The sequence below is a fragment of the Roseobacter sp. HKCC-CH-9208 genome (assembly GCF_037805125.1).
In the GTDB taxonomy this organism is placed as follows: domain Bacteria; phylum Pseudomonadota; class Alphaproteobacteria; order Rhodobacterales; family Rhodobacteraceae; genus M30B80.
This window is the reverse complement of the sequence record NZ_JBBLYK010000001.1, coordinates 2,022,594-2,038,497: the sequence shown is the minus strand read 5'-3', so window position 1 is coordinate 2,038,497 and position 15,904 is coordinate 2,022,594. Positions and strand designations below refer to the sequence as shown.

At 50.5% G+C, this 15,904-nt stretch carries 17 protein-coding genes, 1 tRNA gene and 1 pseudogene; 4 read left to right on the top strand and 15 right to left on the bottom strand.

The window, feature by feature from the left end; genetic code table 11:
• Nucleotides 1-15 precede the first annotated feature (15 nt).
• Complete coding sequence (locus tag AAC621_RS10285; protein WP_340255223.1) at nucleotides 16-1,299, bottom strand: DEAD/DEAH box helicase; 1,284 nt, start codon at nucleotides 1,297-1,299, stop codon at nucleotides 16-18.
• 371 nt (nucleotides 1,300-1,670) lie between these two features.
• Between AAC621_RS10285 and AAC621_RS10280 the strand changes: the two genes are divergently transcribed.
• Nucleotides 1,671-2,555: a DMT family transporter gene (locus tag AAC621_RS10280; RefSeq protein ID WP_340255220.1), complete on the top strand. Its 885-nt coding sequence runs from the start codon at nucleotides 1,671-1,673 to the stop codon at nucleotides 2,553-2,555.
• Nucleotide 2,556: 1 nt separating this feature from the next.
• Here the strand turns inward: AAC621_RS10280 and AAC621_RS10275 are convergent, their stop codons facing one another.
• On the bottom strand, nucleotides 2,557-3,720 hold the full coding sequence (locus AAC621_RS10275) for an NADH:flavin oxidoreductase/NADH oxidase (RefSeq protein ID WP_340255215.1): 1,164 nt from the start codon (nucleotides 3,718-3,720) through the stop codon (nucleotides 2,557-2,559).
• Between the two features lie 162 nt (nucleotides 3,721-3,882).
• On the opposite strand from AAC621_RS10275, the pseudogene AAC621_RS10270 reads away from it, so the two are divergent.
• A pseudogene (locus AAC621_RS10270) lies at nucleotides 3,883-3,987 on the top strand (TRIC cation channel family protein); the annotation flags it as partial.
• Between the two features lie 123 nt (nucleotides 3,988-4,110).
• Here the strand turns inward: AAC621_RS10270 and AAC621_RS10265 are convergent.
• Complete coding sequence (locus AAC621_RS10265) at nucleotides 4,111-4,659, bottom strand: hypothetical protein (protein WP_340256544.1); 549 nt, start codon at nucleotides 4,657-4,659, stop codon at nucleotides 4,111-4,113.
• Nucleotides 4,660-4,689: 30 nt separating this feature from the next.
• Nucleotides 4,690-4,986 carry a hypothetical protein gene (locus AAC621_RS10260; protein ID WP_317655336.1) on the bottom strand — a complete coding sequence of 99 codons (297 nt, stop codon included), beginning with the start codon at nucleotides 4,984-4,986 and terminating at the stop codon, nucleotides 4,690-4,692.
• A gap of 56 nt (nucleotides 4,987-5,042) precedes the next feature.
• Between AAC621_RS10260 and AAC621_RS10255 the strand changes: the two genes are divergently transcribed.
• Nucleotides 5,043-5,309 carry a hypothetical protein gene (locus tag AAC621_RS10255; RefSeq protein ID WP_340255206.1) on the top strand — a complete coding sequence of 89 codons (267 nt, stop codon included), beginning with the start codon at nucleotides 5,043-5,045 and terminating at the stop codon, nucleotides 5,307-5,309.
• A gap of 25 nt (nucleotides 5,310-5,334) precedes the next feature.
• Here the strand turns inward: AAC621_RS10255 and AAC621_RS10250 are convergent.
• From AAC621_RS10250 to AAC621_RS10230, 5 genes are all read right to left on the bottom strand, one after another.
• Nucleotides 5,335-5,411, bottom strand: a tRNA-Ile gene (locus AAC621_RS10250).
• A 21-nt stretch (nucleotides 5,412-5,432) separates the two neighbouring features.
• Complete coding sequence (locus AAC621_RS10245; protein ID WP_340255203.1) at nucleotides 5,433-5,672, bottom strand: hypothetical protein; 240 nt, start codon at nucleotides 5,670-5,672, stop codon at nucleotides 5,433-5,435.
• Nucleotides 5,673-5,839: 167 nt separating this feature from the next.
• Nucleotides 5,840-6,817: a 2-dehydropantoate 2-reductase gene (locus AAC621_RS10240; protein ID WP_340255200.1), complete on the bottom strand. Its 978-nt coding sequence runs from the start codon at nucleotides 6,815-6,817 to the stop codon at nucleotides 5,840-5,842.
• Between the two features lie 10 nt (nucleotides 6,818-6,827).
• Complete coding sequence (locus tag AAC621_RS10235) at nucleotides 6,828-8,339, bottom strand: AMP-binding protein (RefSeq protein ID WP_340255197.1); 1,512 nt, start codon at nucleotides 8,337-8,339, stop codon at nucleotides 6,828-6,830.
• 133 nt (nucleotides 8,340-8,472) lie between these two features.
• Nucleotides 8,473-8,679 (bottom strand): hypothetical protein, encoded by a 207-nt coding sequence (locus tag AAC621_RS10230; RefSeq protein ID WP_340245311.1) that lies wholly within the window; start codon nucleotides 8,677-8,679, stop codon nucleotides 8,473-8,475.
• Between the two features lie 331 nt (nucleotides 8,680-9,010).
• On the opposite strand from AAC621_RS10230, the gene AAC621_RS10225 reads away from it, so the two are divergent.
• The gene (locus tag AAC621_RS10225) at nucleotides 9,011-9,577 is read left to right on the top strand and encodes a hypothetical protein (RefSeq protein ID WP_340255194.1); all 567 of its coding nucleotides are present in this window, start codon (nucleotides 9,011-9,013) and stop codon (nucleotides 9,575-9,577) included.
• A 10-nt stretch (nucleotides 9,578-9,587) separates the two neighbouring features.
• Here AAC621_RS10225 and AAC621_RS10220 read toward each other — a convergent pair whose 3' ends face one another.
• The 6 genes from AAC621_RS10220 to AAC621_RS10195 all read right to left on the bottom strand — a co-directional run bounded on the left by AAC621_RS10220 (nucleotide 9,588) and on the right by AAC621_RS10195 (nucleotide 15,779).
• The gene (locus tag AAC621_RS10220) at nucleotides 9,588-10,010 is read right to left on the bottom strand and encodes a CBS domain-containing protein (RefSeq protein ID WP_340255191.1); all 423 of its coding nucleotides are present in this window, start codon (nucleotides 10,008-10,010) and stop codon (nucleotides 9,588-9,590) included.
• A gap of 265 nt (nucleotides 10,011-10,275) precedes the next feature.
• Complete coding sequence (locus AAC621_RS10215; protein ID WP_340255188.1) at nucleotides 10,276-11,238, bottom strand: ABC transporter ATP-binding protein; 963 nt, start codon at nucleotides 11,236-11,238, stop codon at nucleotides 10,276-10,278.
• Nucleotides 11,235-12,224, bottom strand: coding sequence for an ABC transporter ATP-binding protein (locus tag AAC621_RS10210; protein ID WP_340255186.1), 990 nt, complete (start codon nucleotides 12,222-12,224; stop codon nucleotides 11,235-11,237). The genes AAC621_RS10215 and AAC621_RS10210 overlap by 4 nt, the downstream gene beginning before the upstream one ends.
• Nucleotides 12,224-13,141: an ABC transporter permease gene (locus AAC621_RS10205; protein ID WP_445322522.1), complete on the bottom strand. Its 918-nt coding sequence runs from the start codon at nucleotides 13,139-13,141 to the stop codon at nucleotides 12,224-12,226. Before AAC621_RS10205 ends, AAC621_RS10210 begins: the two co-directional genes overlap by 1 nt.
• 16 nt (nucleotides 13,142-13,157) lie before the next feature.
• Nucleotides 13,158-14,141: an ABC transporter permease gene (locus AAC621_RS10200; RefSeq protein WP_340255180.1), complete on the bottom strand. Its 984-nt coding sequence runs from the start codon at nucleotides 14,139-14,141 to the stop codon at nucleotides 13,158-13,160.
• Between the two features lie 72 nt (nucleotides 14,142-14,213).
• Nucleotides 14,214-15,779 carry an ABC transporter substrate-binding protein gene (locus AAC621_RS10195; protein ID WP_340256467.1) on the bottom strand — a complete coding sequence of 522 codons (1,566 nt, stop codon included), beginning with the start codon at nucleotides 15,777-15,779 and terminating at the stop codon, nucleotides 14,214-14,216.
• Nucleotides 15,780-15,904: the final 125 nt, after the last annotated feature.

Genomic DNA, 15,904 nt, shown 5'->3' with positions numbered 1-15,904 from the left:
CCCTTTTTTTTAAGATTATGCTGCCTTTTGGCGTGGCCCGCGGGCGGGTTTGCCACGGCGGCGATGACGCGGTTTGCCATCCGCCGCGCCATGCCCTGCATTGGCCTTTGGCTTAAAGCCACGGCGAGGGCCGCCGCGATGCGGGCGACCGCCACCTTGCTCGGCCCCCTCGGGCGCGCTGCCGCTGGCCACGGGGATTTCGAGTTTCATCAGCTTTTGCACTTGGCGCAGCAAATCCATTTCATCAGCGGCGCAAAAGGCAATTGCCTCTCCCTCGCGCCCTGCGCGGGCCGTGCGGCCAATACGATGGACGTAATTCTCAGGCACATCTGGCAAATCATAATTGACCACATAAGCCACACCTGGGATATCGATGCCACGGGCCGCAACATCGGTTGCGACCAACACAGTGATCTCACCCGCGCGGAATTGTTTGATGGCACGATCGCGCTGACCTTGGCTTTTGTTGCCGTGGATCGATGCGGCCTCATAGCCATCCTCAACCAAGCCTTTCATCAGCTTTTCCGCACCATGTTTTGTGCGCGCAAAAACAAGCGTCAGCGCGTCCAAATCGCGGCTCAGGATTTCGCGCAGTTTGGCAGGTTTATCGCCCTTAGAGACAAAATGCACCGACTGCGTGATCTTATCTGCCGCTTTTCCTGGAGGCGAAACTTGAACACGGCGGGGGTTATTCAAATAGGCGCTCGACAATTCTTCCATCTGCTTAGGCATGGTGGCCGAGAACAGCATGGTTTGACGCGGGGTTGCCAAATGCGGCGCGATTTGACGCAGCGCATGGATAAAGCCCAGATCAAGCATTTGATCGGCCTCGTCCAAAACCAGATGGCGCGTTTGGCTGAGATCAACCGCGCGGCGATTGAGCAGGTCAATCAAGCGACCGGGTGTGGCCACCAAAATATCAGTGCCGCGCGCAAGAAGGTTGATCTGCTTGGGGATCGATTGCCCCCCCACCACAGAATGAACCCGCAACTTGGACCCTGCCGTCAGAGGCTTGAGGCTGTCTGCGATTTGGTTCACCAATTCACGCGTTGGCGCAAGCACCAATGCCTTGACGGTTTTTGGTTCAGGCTTGCCCTGCTTGCCCAACAAATGGTTGATCAGCGGCAAACCGAAGGCCAGCGTCTTGCCTGTACCTGTTTGCGCCAGACCCATAATATCGTGCCCTTCCAAGGCCAAAGGAATGGCTTGGTTCTGGATCGGGGTGGGTTCGGACAAGTTTGCGGCTTTCAACGCCGCGTTCAATGTGGGCTCAAGTCCCAGCATATCAAAATCAAACAAAGAGATATCCTTTTCACAAAGCCCTATGCAAAGCGCGCACAAAGCCGTTTGGCCGCCAAATGATAGGCAGCCGTTTCGGGTTCACAACGACATTGGCCTTCCCGCCACCCTATCGCTGTATCAGGAACCCTGCGTGTTGGGATACTGAGTGGTGATGCCCCGCTCGGCCCGTCTGTCGGGCACAACTCTCTCACGCGATCACGCGGGTACAGGCCTTGCACCTCGTGTATCTTAGATGAGAAGTCAAGCGGTGATTGGTGCATAGCCGCTATGCAACCCACCCCTTGCATTTGGGCCACAATCCGCGCGATGGTCGGGCTGCGCAGCTTCCGCGCGCAAAACCCCTTTGCAATGATGGATGACACCCGCCAATGACCCTTCCCCTCAAAGGTCTTTTCGCCGCTCTAGCGACTGTCACGATATGGGCCCTGTTTCTGGTCGGCACGCGGTTTGCCGTCAGCACGAATTTTACAGTGGAGGAGGTCTTGCTTCTACGCCTTGGCACAGGATTTTTGATCACGATCCCACTTATGCTGAAATTAGGCGTGGTCCCGTACGGCCAAAGCGTGACAGGCGCAATCATGCTGGGACTTGGGGCTAGTGCGCTCTTTCCCTACATAATCTCAATGGGTTTGTTCTTTGCGCCAGCCTCGGATGCGGGGGTCTTGGCACCAGGAATGCTACCATTTTGGACGGCTATCGTCATGGTGTTTATGACGGGAGAGCGTCCTTCAAGGCCGCGTTATATCGGCTTAATTGTAATCTTTATCGGCGCTTTAATGGTGGGACTTTGGCAAGTCATACATAGCAGCGTAGACGGCGCATGGCGCGGACATATCCTATTTTTATCTGGCTCTTTCCTGTGGGCAATTTATGCAGTCTATTTCAAACAAAGCGGGTTCACGCCTCTGCATGGTTTGGTGATTGGGCTATTCTGGGGAACCCTCGCCGTGGCGCCATTCTTGGCCCTCTCAGGGAATGTCAGTTTTGCGGGAGTAAGTCTGCAGGACTTTCTCGTCATGGCTGTACTTCAGGGTGTTTTGATCGCTGTTTTGGCATTGGTTCTCTACTCTATCGCCGTGCGCCAATTGGGGGCTGCGCAAACCGCTGCCTTTGGCGCATTGACGCCCGTTCTCGCCTTGATCGGGGGTGCGCTGTTTCTGGGCGAGACTGTTACACTGATCAAATTGACCGGTGTAATTTTGGTGGCCACAGGGGTAATTTTGGCTTCTGGCCTTTTTGACAGCAGAGCTTAAGTCAGCCCCCCTGATATTGCCCAAGCTCGGCACGGCGCACGATCGCCCAGCGATATTGTTCAGGCCAGAGCGAAAAGGCATCCGCCTCGCCAAGGGCCTCGGCGGCGTGAAGGGGCCAAAACGGATCATGCATCAATTCCCGCCCCAAGGCGATGAAACTGGCGCGCCCCTCTTGCAGGATATCCTCGGCCTGCTGCCCGTCCACGATCCGTCCAACCGCCATGGCAGCAATACCTGCTTCGCGCTCCATCGCCTCGGCATAGGGCACCTGAAATCCCAAAGGTCGCTGTCCGCCTGCAGGTAAAGGCCGCCCATCATCACTGGCGCGGAAGGCGGGCGCGCCCGCGATCCCACCTGATGAGCAATCAATCACATCAACCCCAATCGCCTTGAGCGCCTTGGCCAGCGTGACGGAATCCTCAAGCGACCACCCCCCTGCATCCACCGCAGAGATACGGAAAAACAGGGGAAGTTTCTCAGGCCAAACCGCGCGCACCGCGCGGCTGACCTCCAAGGGAAAGCGCATCCGCCCCTCAAGATCCCCACCATAGGCATCATTGCGCTGATTGGTGGCGGGGGACAAAAAGCTATGGATCAAATACCCATGCGCGCCGTGAATTTCGATCACCTTGAACCCTGCGGCAAGCGCGCGTTTTGCGGCATCGGCAAAGGCCGCAATCAGCCCCGCGTTCTCATCCACACTCAACGCTTTGGGGCTTGGCCACCCATCGGCTACAGGCAGGCCAGAGGGCGCAACTGTTTGCCACCCCCCCTCGCCCCATGTTGTGTCATCGGGGGCAACAGGCTTGCCGCCACCCCATGGGGGTGCGCTACTGGCTTTGCGCCCCGCATGGGCCAATTGGATTGCAGGCACCGCGCCCATCTCAGTGATGAACCGCGTGATGGGTTTGAACGCCTCCACCTGCGCATCGTTCCAAATTCCCAAACATTTGGGCGTGATCCGTCCGCGCGGCTCGACCGCAGTCGCTTCGGTAAAGACCAATCCCACCCCGCCGCGCGCAAACGCTGACAGGTGGGACGCGTGAAAATCAGAGGCCAAACCATCCTGTGCGGAATACATACACAGCGGCGAGAGCACGATACGATTGCGGAAGGTGAGCCCGCGCATAGTTACGGGTGAAAATAATTTACTCTCAAAGGGCATAGCAGACCGCCTATGATAAGACTGGATGAAATGGGTTGCCCCTGACTTATGCGCTTGACTGAGAAAGTAAAGTGATCTCATCACAAACCAAAAAGCGCGCTCCTTTAGAAGCGCGGCAAGAGCCGTTAAGATCGCAGAAAATATATCTGGAGCGTGCCGCCGATGACCTCGATTGAAACCCTTGATTACGTGGGCGTGGCCCTGTTCGCCGCCACAGGCGCCTTGGCCGCATCGCGCAAACAGTTGGACATTATCGGGTTCTTCTTCCTAGCGGCTGTATCAAATCAAACGCCAGATCGAAATCACTTCGAAACTGGCCGCGTAAGCATTTACAACGAGCGCACGTCCATTTTTCGGGGCGTGCGCTTGCTATTTCCGCTTTTTTCAAAGCTATTTCAACTCTCGCAAGAGCCGAAAGCCCATCATCGCGATGAGCAACACCACTGCAAAGCCAAGAACATCTCCAGCAAAAATAGCGCCAGAGGCCCGCACGTCTGTTACATCCAAAGTGTAGTGCAGGGCCGCATTCATCATTGCACCAAACGCACCTGCGAGAACCAGACTTTTCCAATCGATTGAAACCGAGAGATAATTACGCTCAATAAAGTCAAAGCGGCTCAATACCTCGAAGGCCAGCACGCAGGCCACGAGGCTCCCCAATGCCAGAACAAGCCCTTCGAGGATCGTGGCCGCATCCCCCCCAAGCCCCGCATAGACAGCGCTGATAGGCAGTAGGTAGAGGATGCTCCGCCAGCCAAACAAATAGGCCGCCAGCACTCGAACACCATGAGGGAAGAACAGCACGCTGGCATAAATAATGTCAGGTAGCACGAACTGCTGCAATTTATCCGAGACAACAAATACGGCCTCAAAGGCCATTGCGTAAAAGATCGAACACATGACCAAGGCCACAAGATCGGTCATAAGTGGATGCCGCATAAACACAGCCTTACTCGGGAAATTAAAAGATCAAGCCACGATAATATAATCGGACTTGCGACCTGCGCCTGCGCGCTTCAGCTTGCCCTTATCGATCAGGCAGCGCAGCGTACGGAATTTCGTGCTCACGGGCATGTCCGCAATCAAATCCTGCGCCTCTAAATCATGAAGCGAAAATGAGCCGTCTGCTTTTGCGGCCAATGCCGCGGCACTCAGCACATATTTCTCAGCCTCAGTGAGTTGGTGAATGCCCACTGACGCCTCCATTTTTTCCAACGTATAGCGCAACCGCGCGACATTGGTGAGGATGTCAAACTTCATCGACACGTATAACTGCTCCTTCTGCTCTCATATTAGCAGTCGAATAATTTCAGATAGATTATGTGGGTCTGCCGCTTAAGTCCAGCACAGCGCCGGACAGCCGCAACCCGTTGCGTTATCGCAAGGGTTTCTTGACAAACGACCTGACCGAACACGTCCCGAATATGTGGCTCAACACATCTGAGGCACAAAAGGCAGATCAACGCATTTTTTCTGGTTTTTTGAAGTGGCGCCCGGGCGAGGAGCATAATTTTCATTGCAAAGCATATACTTACGAGCTGGTGGGGCTTTTGAAAAAATTAATTTCATTGGATTTTTCGGGATCTTAGTCCCACCCGATAGGGCAAGTTTTTATGGTAGGCCCGGCAGGACTTGAACCCGCAACCAAAGCGTTATGAGCGCTCTGCTCTAACCAATTGAGCTACAGGCCCGCAAACTCAGACGTAAAATTATTATTCGTTGGTGTCCACTGTGATTTGAGCTTCCGCTGCACGTATCCAAGCGCTCACAGCAGCTTGGCAGGAGACGCCTAATCCTACGAAACCTAAGAATTGAATTTCGTAAAAGACACCTTCTCGTTCTGCCTGCCAATTTCCGCCATACTCAAGTACAGCGGCCTGCATAGACTTTACAGGATCTTTAGCCGTTCGTAGACGGTTAAGGATATCCGAAATATTGGACACGTCCGCCATTCGCTCACCCATCATAGCCACGGCCAAATATTTGGTGAACCCTTACAAATGTTCAAGGTTTTAGGAACAAAATTGATTTCCAGAATACAATAAAGTTTATCGCATCCAGCTGCTTGTTAAACATCCAACAATCGAAATTAGCAGAAGATCTGCGTCCGACTTAAAAGTCAGCTGTAAAGCCCAGCACTGCGGGCTCTTAGTCGGATCAGAGCCAACACCGTATCAATGGTTGGGGTGGGGATACCCGTAATCTTTCCGAGTTCTTGCACAGAGGACACTAGGGCGTCGATTTCCATCGGACGGCCCAGATCTAAGTCTTGCAACATGGAGGTTCTGTGAGCGCCGACTGCGGCACCACCATCAATTCGACGATCGACATCAATAGGAAACTTCACACCAAGCGCCTCTGCTATTTGTTGCGCCTCGAGCATCATGTTTCGGGCAACCTCTCTAGTCCCGGCATCCGTGCATAATACATCCAATGTAGCATGTGTAAGTGCTGAGATGGGATTGAATGACAGGTTGCCCCAAAGCTTAACCCAAATCTCGTCTCGCAACTTTGGGCGTACCGGAGCCTTTAACCCCGCCTCGGACAAAGCAGCCGATAATGCCATGGCGCGCTCTGACTTAGACCCGTCAGGTTCTCCTAAGGAAAATCGGTTACCCTCAATGTGTTTAATCACACCTGGCTCAACAACTTCAGCGGCAGGGTAAACAACGCACCCCAACACGCTATCTGGCCCAAACGCATCCCATTGGGCATCTCCAGGATCCACGGACGCAAGACGCGTGCCTTCTAGAGGCCCACCAATCTTGTGAAAGTACCACCACGGCACACCATTGACGCCTGATACAACCGCAGTTCCATCCCCAATAAGCGGGGCCATCTTGGATACGACTGGAGGTACAGAATGTGCTTTAAGCGTGACAACAACATAATCTTGGACCCCTAGCTCCTCGGGGTTTTCAGACGCGTTAACCTCTACGGTTGTTTTGCCGCTCTCCTCGATCAGAGTTAGCCCGTTCTGTTGCATGGCTTTCAAATGTGGACCACGCGCTACCAGGCTGACGTTAGCTCCAACTCGAGCTAACTTTACCGCCATATAGCCACCAATTGCGCCTGCACCAAAAATACAAATTTTCAAAGAAATACCTCTATGCAAGACCCAGTTTTTCAGCCAACCCGATACGTTGAAGTTTACCGGTGGCACCTTTTGGGATTTCATCCAAGATAAGAACTGTGCGCGGGACCTTAAATGCTGCTAAGCGCGCAGCTAAAAACTCACGGATCTCAGCATCGGTGGCAACTTGCCCTTCCTTCAACACGACAGCTGCGCCAACCTCCTCACCCAACTTGTCGTGCGGGATAGCAAATGTAACGCATTGGGCTACGCTGGGATGATCCGACAATATGCCGTCTACTTCCAATGGACTGATTTTCTCTCCACCTCGGTTGATGATTTCCTTCAAACGGCCAGTGAGGCTCAAATAACCGTCTTCATCGAACATGCCTTGATCACCTGTACGAAACCAACGCTTTCCTTCTGCTTCAAAAAAGTTCTTTTCATTAGCTTCTGGGTTTGCCTCGTAACCAGGCGTTACATTTGGCCCCGATATGCTCACTTCACCAAGACCATCAATCAAACGATTTTCTGTTTCGTGTGCAATGCGGACCTCTGGCCCAGCCGGCAACCCGACAGCGCCTGGCTTTTGTTGACCTGGTTCAATCGGGTTACAGCACATTTGGTGAGCAGCCTCGGTCATGCCGTAAGCCTCTACAACTGGCGCACCAAACGTTTCAGCAAGCTGTATCATTACTGGACCTGGCAACGATGACGACGAGGAACGCAAGAAACGCAGGCGAGACTTCTCAATAATGGCCTGGTTGCGGGGAGCTCGTGCTAGAATTGCTTGGTGCATCGTTGGCACCGCCGTGTACCAAGACGGGTCGACCTCTTCCAGCCAACCATAAAATTTTAATGCATCAAACCCTGGCGCACAGCTTATTGACGATCCAGCGGCGAGAGACGCGCTAACAGCAGCGACCAGGCCGTGAATGTGAAATAGCGGCATAACATTTAGACAGCAGTCATCTTCGGTCAGCGCCAAAGACTTCATGATGTTTTGAGCAGATGCGACAACATTTGATTGAAGTAACGGCACAATTTTAGGTCGTGATGTCGTTCCGGATGTGTGAAGTATGAGAGCAATGTCATCAGCGCCTGGAACGGCCGCTGTGGCTTCGCCCGTCAAATTCGCTGAGAGCGTGAAATTACCCGCAGGTTCTAATGATGTTAACTCAAAAACGATCATGCCAAACCGTTCTGCCACGGCAAGCGCGGGACCATCATATCCAGCTGCAACAACAAGCGCGCGCGCTTTTAAATCTTCGAGATAGAACCCAAATTCTTCCTCCCGATACGCAGGGTTCAAAGGAGCTGTAGTAGCGGATTGAGCTATGGTCACAAACGCCGCTGCCATTTCTGGCCCATTAGGAAGCACAATAGCCACACGATCAGACGCTCCGATGCCCGCTTTTCTCAGCGAACTATTCACATCTCGTGATAATTTTCTGAGACCGTCATATGTCATCCATCCACGGCCTGGCGCACCTATTGCGCGTGAGGTTCCAGAATGACCCGATATCAGATCCGATAACGTCTTCATATTACTCTTCCCTTGCTTGATACTTATGCCCATGCCGCGACGATTGTCGCAAGCTGTGAAGACAAAGCCTTAGGATAGAGCCAATGGGTCTGGGATATGGCACCATCATTGATGATAAAGTTTAAGAACTAAGCTAGAATCCGTTCCATGCAGAACGCGTCAAAGATTGGCCTTTCAAAGACGCATAAAGTGCCCGACCGGTTTCGGTCACACTGATCTGATTACCCTGTCGTTCAAGCCACTGCTTACTTATACCAAAGACCTCTGGATCCATTTCTTTTCCAGATGTGAGCTGACTACAGAACTGCAAAACTAAAGCTGCTTCATCATTAGAAAACATGCGAAATACCTCCCCGTACTGAGAATGTACTGCATTGTTTTAATTTGGCAAAATGAATACTTTAGTATACTTTGCGGCCAAAATTAATGCGCCATAAAGTGGGTCAAATCTGATCGGTGATGAAGCAGAAAATTATATATACCCATGGCTAGCTCAATCGCCTTAAAGGCGACAAGCGCAATGTGTGGGTTGCCTGATACTGAATGAAATTCTCATTGCATAATTTGACCCCTCAACACTGGAATAGCTAGTTCTCATGCGGCAATCCGTGGACTTGTACGCAGTATGCCCCGCTGATTTAGTGCTTGATAATTATAGAAAGACCTATCCCATGAATAAACGTTACCTTTTCGCAGGCATAGCAGTTCTCAGCACACTCACGGCAGGTGCGTATATCGTTGAAGCACAGATGATGACCCGGCATGAGCGGCTTCATGCGCAGCACGGTGGCCATGGCATGGGGCATGACGAACATACCATGCCAGGACTTCGAGGGGCTAATACGACAGCGGGTGAGACTGCCGAAATGCAAACCTTATTTCGTAACTTCACATTAATTGAGCGTGAGGTGAGCAATCTGGAAAACGGCATATATACGGTAACAACAACCCGTGACCCTGATACATTCAACGCTCTGGTGAGCCATGTGACGGGCATGATTGCACGTGTTGAAGCGAAGGATGACCCACAAGTCATTATTCAAAGCCCAACGCTGGATGTTTTCTTCATGCGCGGTGAGCATATAGATACTGAAATTGAAGTCATCGAAAACGGCGTTGCAGTGACCCAAACATCAAACGATCCAGAGCTGGTATCGGCGTTACATCGCCATGCCGCTGAGGTAAGCGACATGGTGGATCGTGGGATGCAAGCTGTGCATGAACGGATGATGAATTGATCTGCTATGATCAAGAATTGATGAACGCCCTCATAGCTTCAGCCTCATCCTGATACTTCTCAAGCGTACGGTTCATCACATCTTTATTTGAGACTACACCCACCAGCTTCCCGTCGTCTAGAATTGGCAGGTGGCGGCAATTATGATCTGCCATCACTTGCATCATCTCTGATGACAGAGCCTTTGTGGTCACCGTAGCGACTTTTTTGGTCATGATGTCCTGCGCAATCCAACCACTAAGGTCTTGCTCAGTTGCAAGGTGTCTCACAATGTCACGCTCGGAAATGATGCCCTGCACTTTACCAGAGCCATTTTCGACGACAACGGCACCAATATTATGCTCTGCCAATAACGTGATGATTTCCGACAGTGTAGCCTTAGGGCCCACTGTATAGCATGGGCGTGCGATAAGGCTTTTCATAAACGGCGTCATGTCATCCCTCCCAAGAACTACAATCGACTCGCCTTAAAATTGTATCTTGGGCGCGTAGGAACGCAATAGTCATGACTAAACCATTCCAGCAGTAGCTCCATAGTTGCCTCTCACCCACCATGAAGGCAGCAATTATGAAGTAAGAAACCTCAGCTAAGCTTAGATTTGAGACATTCGGAAAAAGTGGTTGCGGGGGCGGGATTAAGCCTATGTCGAACCACAGTTAAGCACCAAACACCTGGAATAAAGTGGGTGTAAGCATAGTCTAAACATGATGGCAAGAAACGCGCGTATCTCCAATCAAACGCATCTGAGGGCGAACCGTTTTACACAAGCTTGTAGCAAGTGGACACCGTGGATGAAAGGAGCAGCCAGGCGGAGGATTAATCGGGTCAGGTATTTCGCCTTTGGGCACATCAATTTCTCGCCCAAACCCATCCAATCTTGGCGCAGCATCAAACAGCATACGCGTGTAAGGATGCAAAGGTGAAGCGAAAAGCGTTTCCTTTGGGGCCTCTTCAACCAAAGCTCCCAAATATAACACACCAATCTTATCGGCCATGTGCTCCACAACAGTAAGATCATGGCTAATAAATAAATATGTAAGACCCAGTTGCTCTTGCAAATCCGACATCAAGTTCAAAACTTGGCTTTGCACTGATACATCCAGCGCAGAAGTAGGCTCATCACACACGATCACCTTAGGCTCAGACGAAAGAGCACGTGCAATGCAAATGCGTTGCCGCTGTCCACCCGAAAACTCATGTGGATACTTATCTGCATCCTCTGGTGATAAACCGACTTGTTGCAGCAACCTTTCGGGCAAACCTTTGGTCTCAAAGCCTCTCAATTTTGCAGGCTCTGCTATAATGTCACGTACTTTCCAACGCGGATTCAAGGATGCGTATGGATCTTGAAAAATCATCTGCAGTTTTTGTCGAGCCTCAGAAATTTTTGCTTTCTGATCATTACCAGTTATCGCGGTGCCATCAATTTCAATGGTCCCATCAGTTGCACTAGTTAACCCTACAACCATTTTGCCGATAGTTGATTTCCCAGAACCACTCTCACCAACTAACGCGTAAACTGAGCCTTCCTCAATTTCAAAATCTACATCTGCAACAGCCGTCAAAAAAGCCTTTGGCTCCCTTTCGACAACACGGTTCAACCAGGGCTTGGAGACATCAAAGAGGCGTCTTAACGCTTTTGCTCGGACAATCACACTCATTTTGACGACCGTAATTTAGTGTGCTGCAATGGGAACCAACATGCGGCTTGAGCATCCTCGTCTGCGATAAATGGCGAAGATCCGGTTTTACAAACTTCCTGAGCAAAATCGCATCTTGGTGAAAAGGCACAGCCTTCTGGTAAAGCTCCTAACCGCGGCATTGAACCAGGGATCTGCTTCAATCGTTTCAATCCTCTACTTGCCAACGGAGTAGAGCCCATAAGCCCATACGTATAAGGATGCTTTGGCTCAGTGAGCACATCTTGCACCGCGCCAAGCTCGGCCAACCTTCCAGCATACATGACAGCTACACGATCTGCCGCCTCAGCAATTACGCCCATGTCATGAGTAACCAACATAACCCCGACGCCACGCTCTCGGCACAACCGCTTTAAAAGTGCGATGATCTGAGCCTGAACTGACACGTCAAGTGCCGTAGTCGGCTCATCTGCGATTACTAAGTCAGGCTCAGCGCATAATGCTAAAGCTATCACCACTCGTTGCCTCATACCGCCGGAGAACTCGTGGGGATAGCTACCTATCCGCTCTCGCGCTGCAGGGATACCGACTTCTTCCAGGGCTGCGATGGCGCGCTCCTGCGCTTCTTTCTTCGAAACCGCAAGATGTTCAATGATGGTTTCGACCAGTTGCTCTCGGACAGTTAAAAGTGGGTTTAACGAAGTCAAAGGATCCTGAAAGATCATACCAATCTTTTTACCCCTGATTTTACGGAATTCAGAGGCTGATAAGTTGTGGATCGGGTTCCCTGATAATAGCACATCACCTGACACAATTCGCGCCGGCCGCTCTAACAACCCAATTACAGCGTTCCCTGTCATTGACTTTCCTGCACCGGACTCGCCAACGATACCAAGAATTTCACCTGGAAAAATGTCATAACTCACTCGATCTACTGGCCTGAGGATACCTTTCCGAGTGGGAATTTCCACAACCAGGCTCTTTATTGAGAGGACAGGTTGCACCATCAGCGTAGCCTCGGATTCAAAGCGTCACGCAACCAATCACCGATTAGATTTATCGATAGCGCGAGAGCCAAAAGAGTGATCGCAGGGAAAAACAAGATCCACCATTCTCCAGAGAACATATATTCTTGCCCGATACGAATTAGTGTTCCCAAACTCGGCTTAGTAGGCGGAGCACCCACACCCAAAAAACTCAAAGTAGCTTCGGCAATGATAGCCAAAGCCAAACTAATTGTGGCAATTACCAAAACGGGGTTAAGAACATTGGGCAGGATGTGTTTGAGCATCACCGCTAAGTTAGCTCGCCCGATGAGCTGTGCCGCTTGAACGTACTCCTTCTGCCTTTCAACCAAAGTAGCACCGCGGACCACGCGTGCAAATTGAACCCAGTCGCTCAGACCAATGGCAAGAATGAGGACCCAAATAGCTACCTGATCACGGAATTCCGCCGGCGTGACGCCTTTCGCGATACCAAAAATCAACATCGCAACCAAAATAGACGGAAAGGTGAGCTGCACGTCAGCAACCCTCATGATAACAGCATCCAGCCATCCGCCGATGTAACCCGCTAAAAGACCAAGAATTACACCCAAAATCATCGCCAGAAAAACAGCCGAGAACCCAACAAACAGAGATATTCGCATCCCAAAGAGAATGGTGGACAAGACATCACGACCCTGATCATCAGTCCCCAAAACAAAAACATCTTGTGTGAATTGGTTAGGCGTCAGTGGTCCCGTAAACCCATTCATCAAGTTTAGGGTGGCTGGGTCAAAAGGATCATAAGGCGCTAATAATGGGGCAAATATCGCTCCCATTATTAAAGACACAACCACAAAAAATGACATGATCGCCACCGGATTTTTTCTGAATGACCAACCTAAATCACTGTTTAAAGCCTGAGAAAATTTTACAAAAATCGTGGTGTGCCTCAACTCAATACCCCCCTACGCTTCGTTCAATCCGCAAACGAGGATCAATGGCAAAATAAAGGACATCGACTATCAGATTAATTCCCACAAACATTACGGAAATCATCATCAAATAAGCAGCCATGACAGGTATATCGACAAACTGAACAGCGTTGATGAACAGCAGCCCCACGCCCGGCCATTGAAAAACAGTTTCCGTGATGATCGCAAAAGCGATGATACTACCGAGCTGGAGACCAGTTATTGTGATGACTGGCACAAGTGTATTTTTCAGAGCGTGCCGAAAATTAATTGTTTTTTCGGTCAACCCACGCGCTCGTGCAAAGCGTATATAGTCCATGCGCAATACTTCTAACATCTCAGTGCGAACTAGACGCATGATTAACGTCATTTGATAGAGACCAAGCGTAATGGCAGGAAGAATTAATGCTTTTAAACCACTGGCTGTTAGGAAACCTGTGGTCCATCCCCCGAGGTCAACGACCTCACCACGGCCAAAACTTGGAAGCCAACCAAGCTCAACAGAAAATATATAAATCAATAAAATTCCAATCAGGAACGTTGGTAGTGACACTCCGACAAGCGACGCTGTCATAATAAAACTCGGCAGTACACCGTGTCTCCGTATTGCAGTGAACACTCCCAATCCAACCCCACCAATAAAGGCTAATAACCCTGACACGAGCGCCAATTCCACTGTAGCAGGCAATCTTTCAGCGATAATTTCTGAAACAGGCCGCCCTTGGCGATAACTTAAGCCAAAATTTCCTTGAGCAGCTTGCTCCAAAAAGCGCCAATATTGCACTATAAATGGCTGATCTAGTCCAAGCTGTTCGCGCAAGCGCTCAATATCAGCCTGCGTGCGTTCTTGACCCAACATGTTATCCACGGGGTCTCCCACGAAACTGAACATCGCAAAAGCAACAAAGCCAACAGCGAGTAACACTATTAAAGACTGAAATATCCGGCGTAGGATGTATGCCAGCATGAAAAAATTTCCCAATGGAACAAACTGATAAAAGGGTTACTGCCCCTCTAATTGAGGGGCAGTAATTCACAATCAGTTCATCGTGAAAAATTTGAACTTCGGATCATCTTCAGGGCTAACGTCAATACCAACTGCATCACTCATACCCCAGTTAAGAACCTGGTGATGTATTGGTAGGTACAACTGCTGTTCTTGAACATCGTCCCAAATCGTTTGGATCGTAGCATTTCGGGCGCTTAGGTCAGTTTCAGACGCTAAGCTCTGGATCATGGCATCCATCTCAGGGTTTGAATAGCCAGTCCCGTTCCAGCTGCCTCGGTCTTCTCCACGAGTGTGCGTCAAGAAGTTAAAGATATACTCGGAGTCATATGTAGGAACGCCCCAACCCAACATGTAGAAATCGGTTTCACCATTTGTAATGAGTGGGAAGTGTTGTGCCTTTGGCTTAGCGTCCAAGTTAACGGTGATGCCAATTTGTGCCATCATGCCGACGGCTGCTTGGCAAATCGCTTCATCATTGATGTAGCGATCATTTGGGCAGTCCAACTGGATGGAAAACCCGTCGCCATAACCCGCTTCGGCCATCAAAGCGCGTGCAGCATCAATATCAGTTGAGACAGAACTATCCATCTCTGCTGTCCAGCCGTTTACAAATGGCGGAGCAATCATACCAGCGGGTTGCGACTGACCCCGCATAACTACTTGTTGAATTGCATCACGGTTAATCGCCATATTCATTGCGCGTCTAACACGGACATCCGCAAGCGGGTTGGCACCATCAACATTGTCATTTGCAATGTCCGCTGCCCCCATATTCATTCCGAAGAAAATTACGCGGTTTTGTGGAGCTGTCTTAACGATGAGACCATCCGTGTTTGCAACACGGTCCAAGTCTTGTACGGGAACATCTTGGATGAAATCGACTTCCCCAGACAACAGCGCTGCTACTCGTGTCGCAGCATTCTGAATAGGTGTGTAAATGATTTCCGTAACTTCAAGTGGGAACTGCCCAATACCCCAATAGTTTTCGTTTTGGGTTAGAACTGTCCGTACATCGGGTTCACGGCTCACAAGCTTGTAAGCCCCAGTGCCATTTGCGTTCGTAGCCGCAAAAGTCGTCTCTCCACCTTCGACGTCCTGCACTTCTACAACGCCATTTGATTCAGCCCAACCACTATCCATCATAAAAAGATTTGTAAGGTTCGATGGTAGGATTGGATTTGGACCATCCGTAACCATCTCAACAGTTAAGTCGTCAACCGCACGAACTTCAACAATTGAGTTCAATAGTTCTTTCATATTGGAATTTTCTGACTGCGCTCGTCCAATTGAGAACACAACATCTTCAGCGGTAAATGCAGCGCCATCGTGATAAGTTACACCTTCACGCAAATTGAACACCCAGACATCTGGATCATCGGGGGACGGCGCCCAGTCAGTAGCCAATGCAGCCTGAAACTGCCCCGACATATCGCGTATTATAAGTGGTTCGTAAATTTGATGGGCGAGAGTATGAGTCGGGCCCTCGTTTTGTGCATGCGGATCCAACGTCAATGAATCCCCTGCCCGCGCCCAACGCAATGTTTCCGCGCTGACTGACGAAATGGCTACTGCTGACACTGCAGCAGTAAGAAGCATAGTTCGCAACGTTTTCTTAGAGTGGGTAAGTTGCATTTTGTTCTCCCTGTTATAAAGCACCCGTAGAGGATTTTAGGACAACAACATGCAATGAAAAGAGATTTCGCTCAAAGGATTTCATCAGA

What these genes read in the sequence shown, in the direction of transcription:
- AAC621_RS10245 (WP_340255203.1), bottom strand. Translation starts at nt 5,672, where the DNA reads ATGGCGGACGTGTCCAATATTTCGGATATCCTTAACCGTCTACGAACG.
- AAC621_RS10280 (WP_340255220.1), top strand. Translation starts at nt 1,671, where the DNA reads ATGACCCTTCCCCTCAAAGGTCTTTTCGCCGCTCTAGCGACTGTCACG.
- AAC621_RS10200 (WP_340255180.1), bottom strand. Translation starts at nt 14,141, where the DNA reads ATGCTGGCATACATCCTACGCCGGATATTTCAGTCTTTAATAGTGTTA.
- AAC621_RS10225 (WP_340255194.1), top strand. Translation starts at nt 9,011, where the DNA reads ATGAATAAACGTTACCTTTTCGCAGGCATAGCAGTTCTCAGCACACTC.
- AAC621_RS10220 (WP_340255191.1), bottom strand. Translation starts at nt 10,010, where the DNA reads ATGACGCCGTTTATGAAAAGCCTTATCGCACGCCCATGCTATACAGTG.
- AAC621_RS10215 (WP_340255188.1), bottom strand. Translation starts at nt 11,238, where the DNA reads ATGAGTGTGATTGTCCGAGCAAAAGCGTTAAGACGCCTCTTTGATGTC.
- AAC621_RS10265 (WP_340256544.1), bottom strand. Translation starts at nt 4,659, where the DNA reads ATGCGGCATCCACTTATGACCGATCTTGTGGCCTTGGTCATGTGTTCG.
- AAC621_RS10195 (WP_340256467.1), bottom strand. Translation starts at nt 15,779, where the DNA reads ATGCTTCTTACTGCTGCAGTGTCAGCAGTAGCCATTTCGTCAGTCAGC.
- AAC621_RS10235 (WP_340255197.1), bottom strand. Translation starts at nt 8,339, where the DNA reads ATGAAGACGTTATCGGATCTGATATCGGGTCATTCTGGAACCTCACGC.
- AAC621_RS10210 (WP_340255186.1), bottom strand. Translation starts at nt 12,224, where the DNA reads ATGGTGCAACCTGTCCTCTCAATAAAGAGCCTGGTTGTGGAAATTCCC.
- AAC621_RS10275 (WP_340255215.1), bottom strand. Translation starts at nt 3,720, where the DNA reads ATGCCCTTTGAGAGTAAATTATTTTCACCCGTAACTATGCGCGGGCTC.
- AAC621_RS10230 (WP_340245311.1), bottom strand. Translation starts at nt 8,679, where the DNA reads ATGTTTTCTAATGATGAAGCAGCTTTAGTTTTGCAGTTCTGTAGTCAG.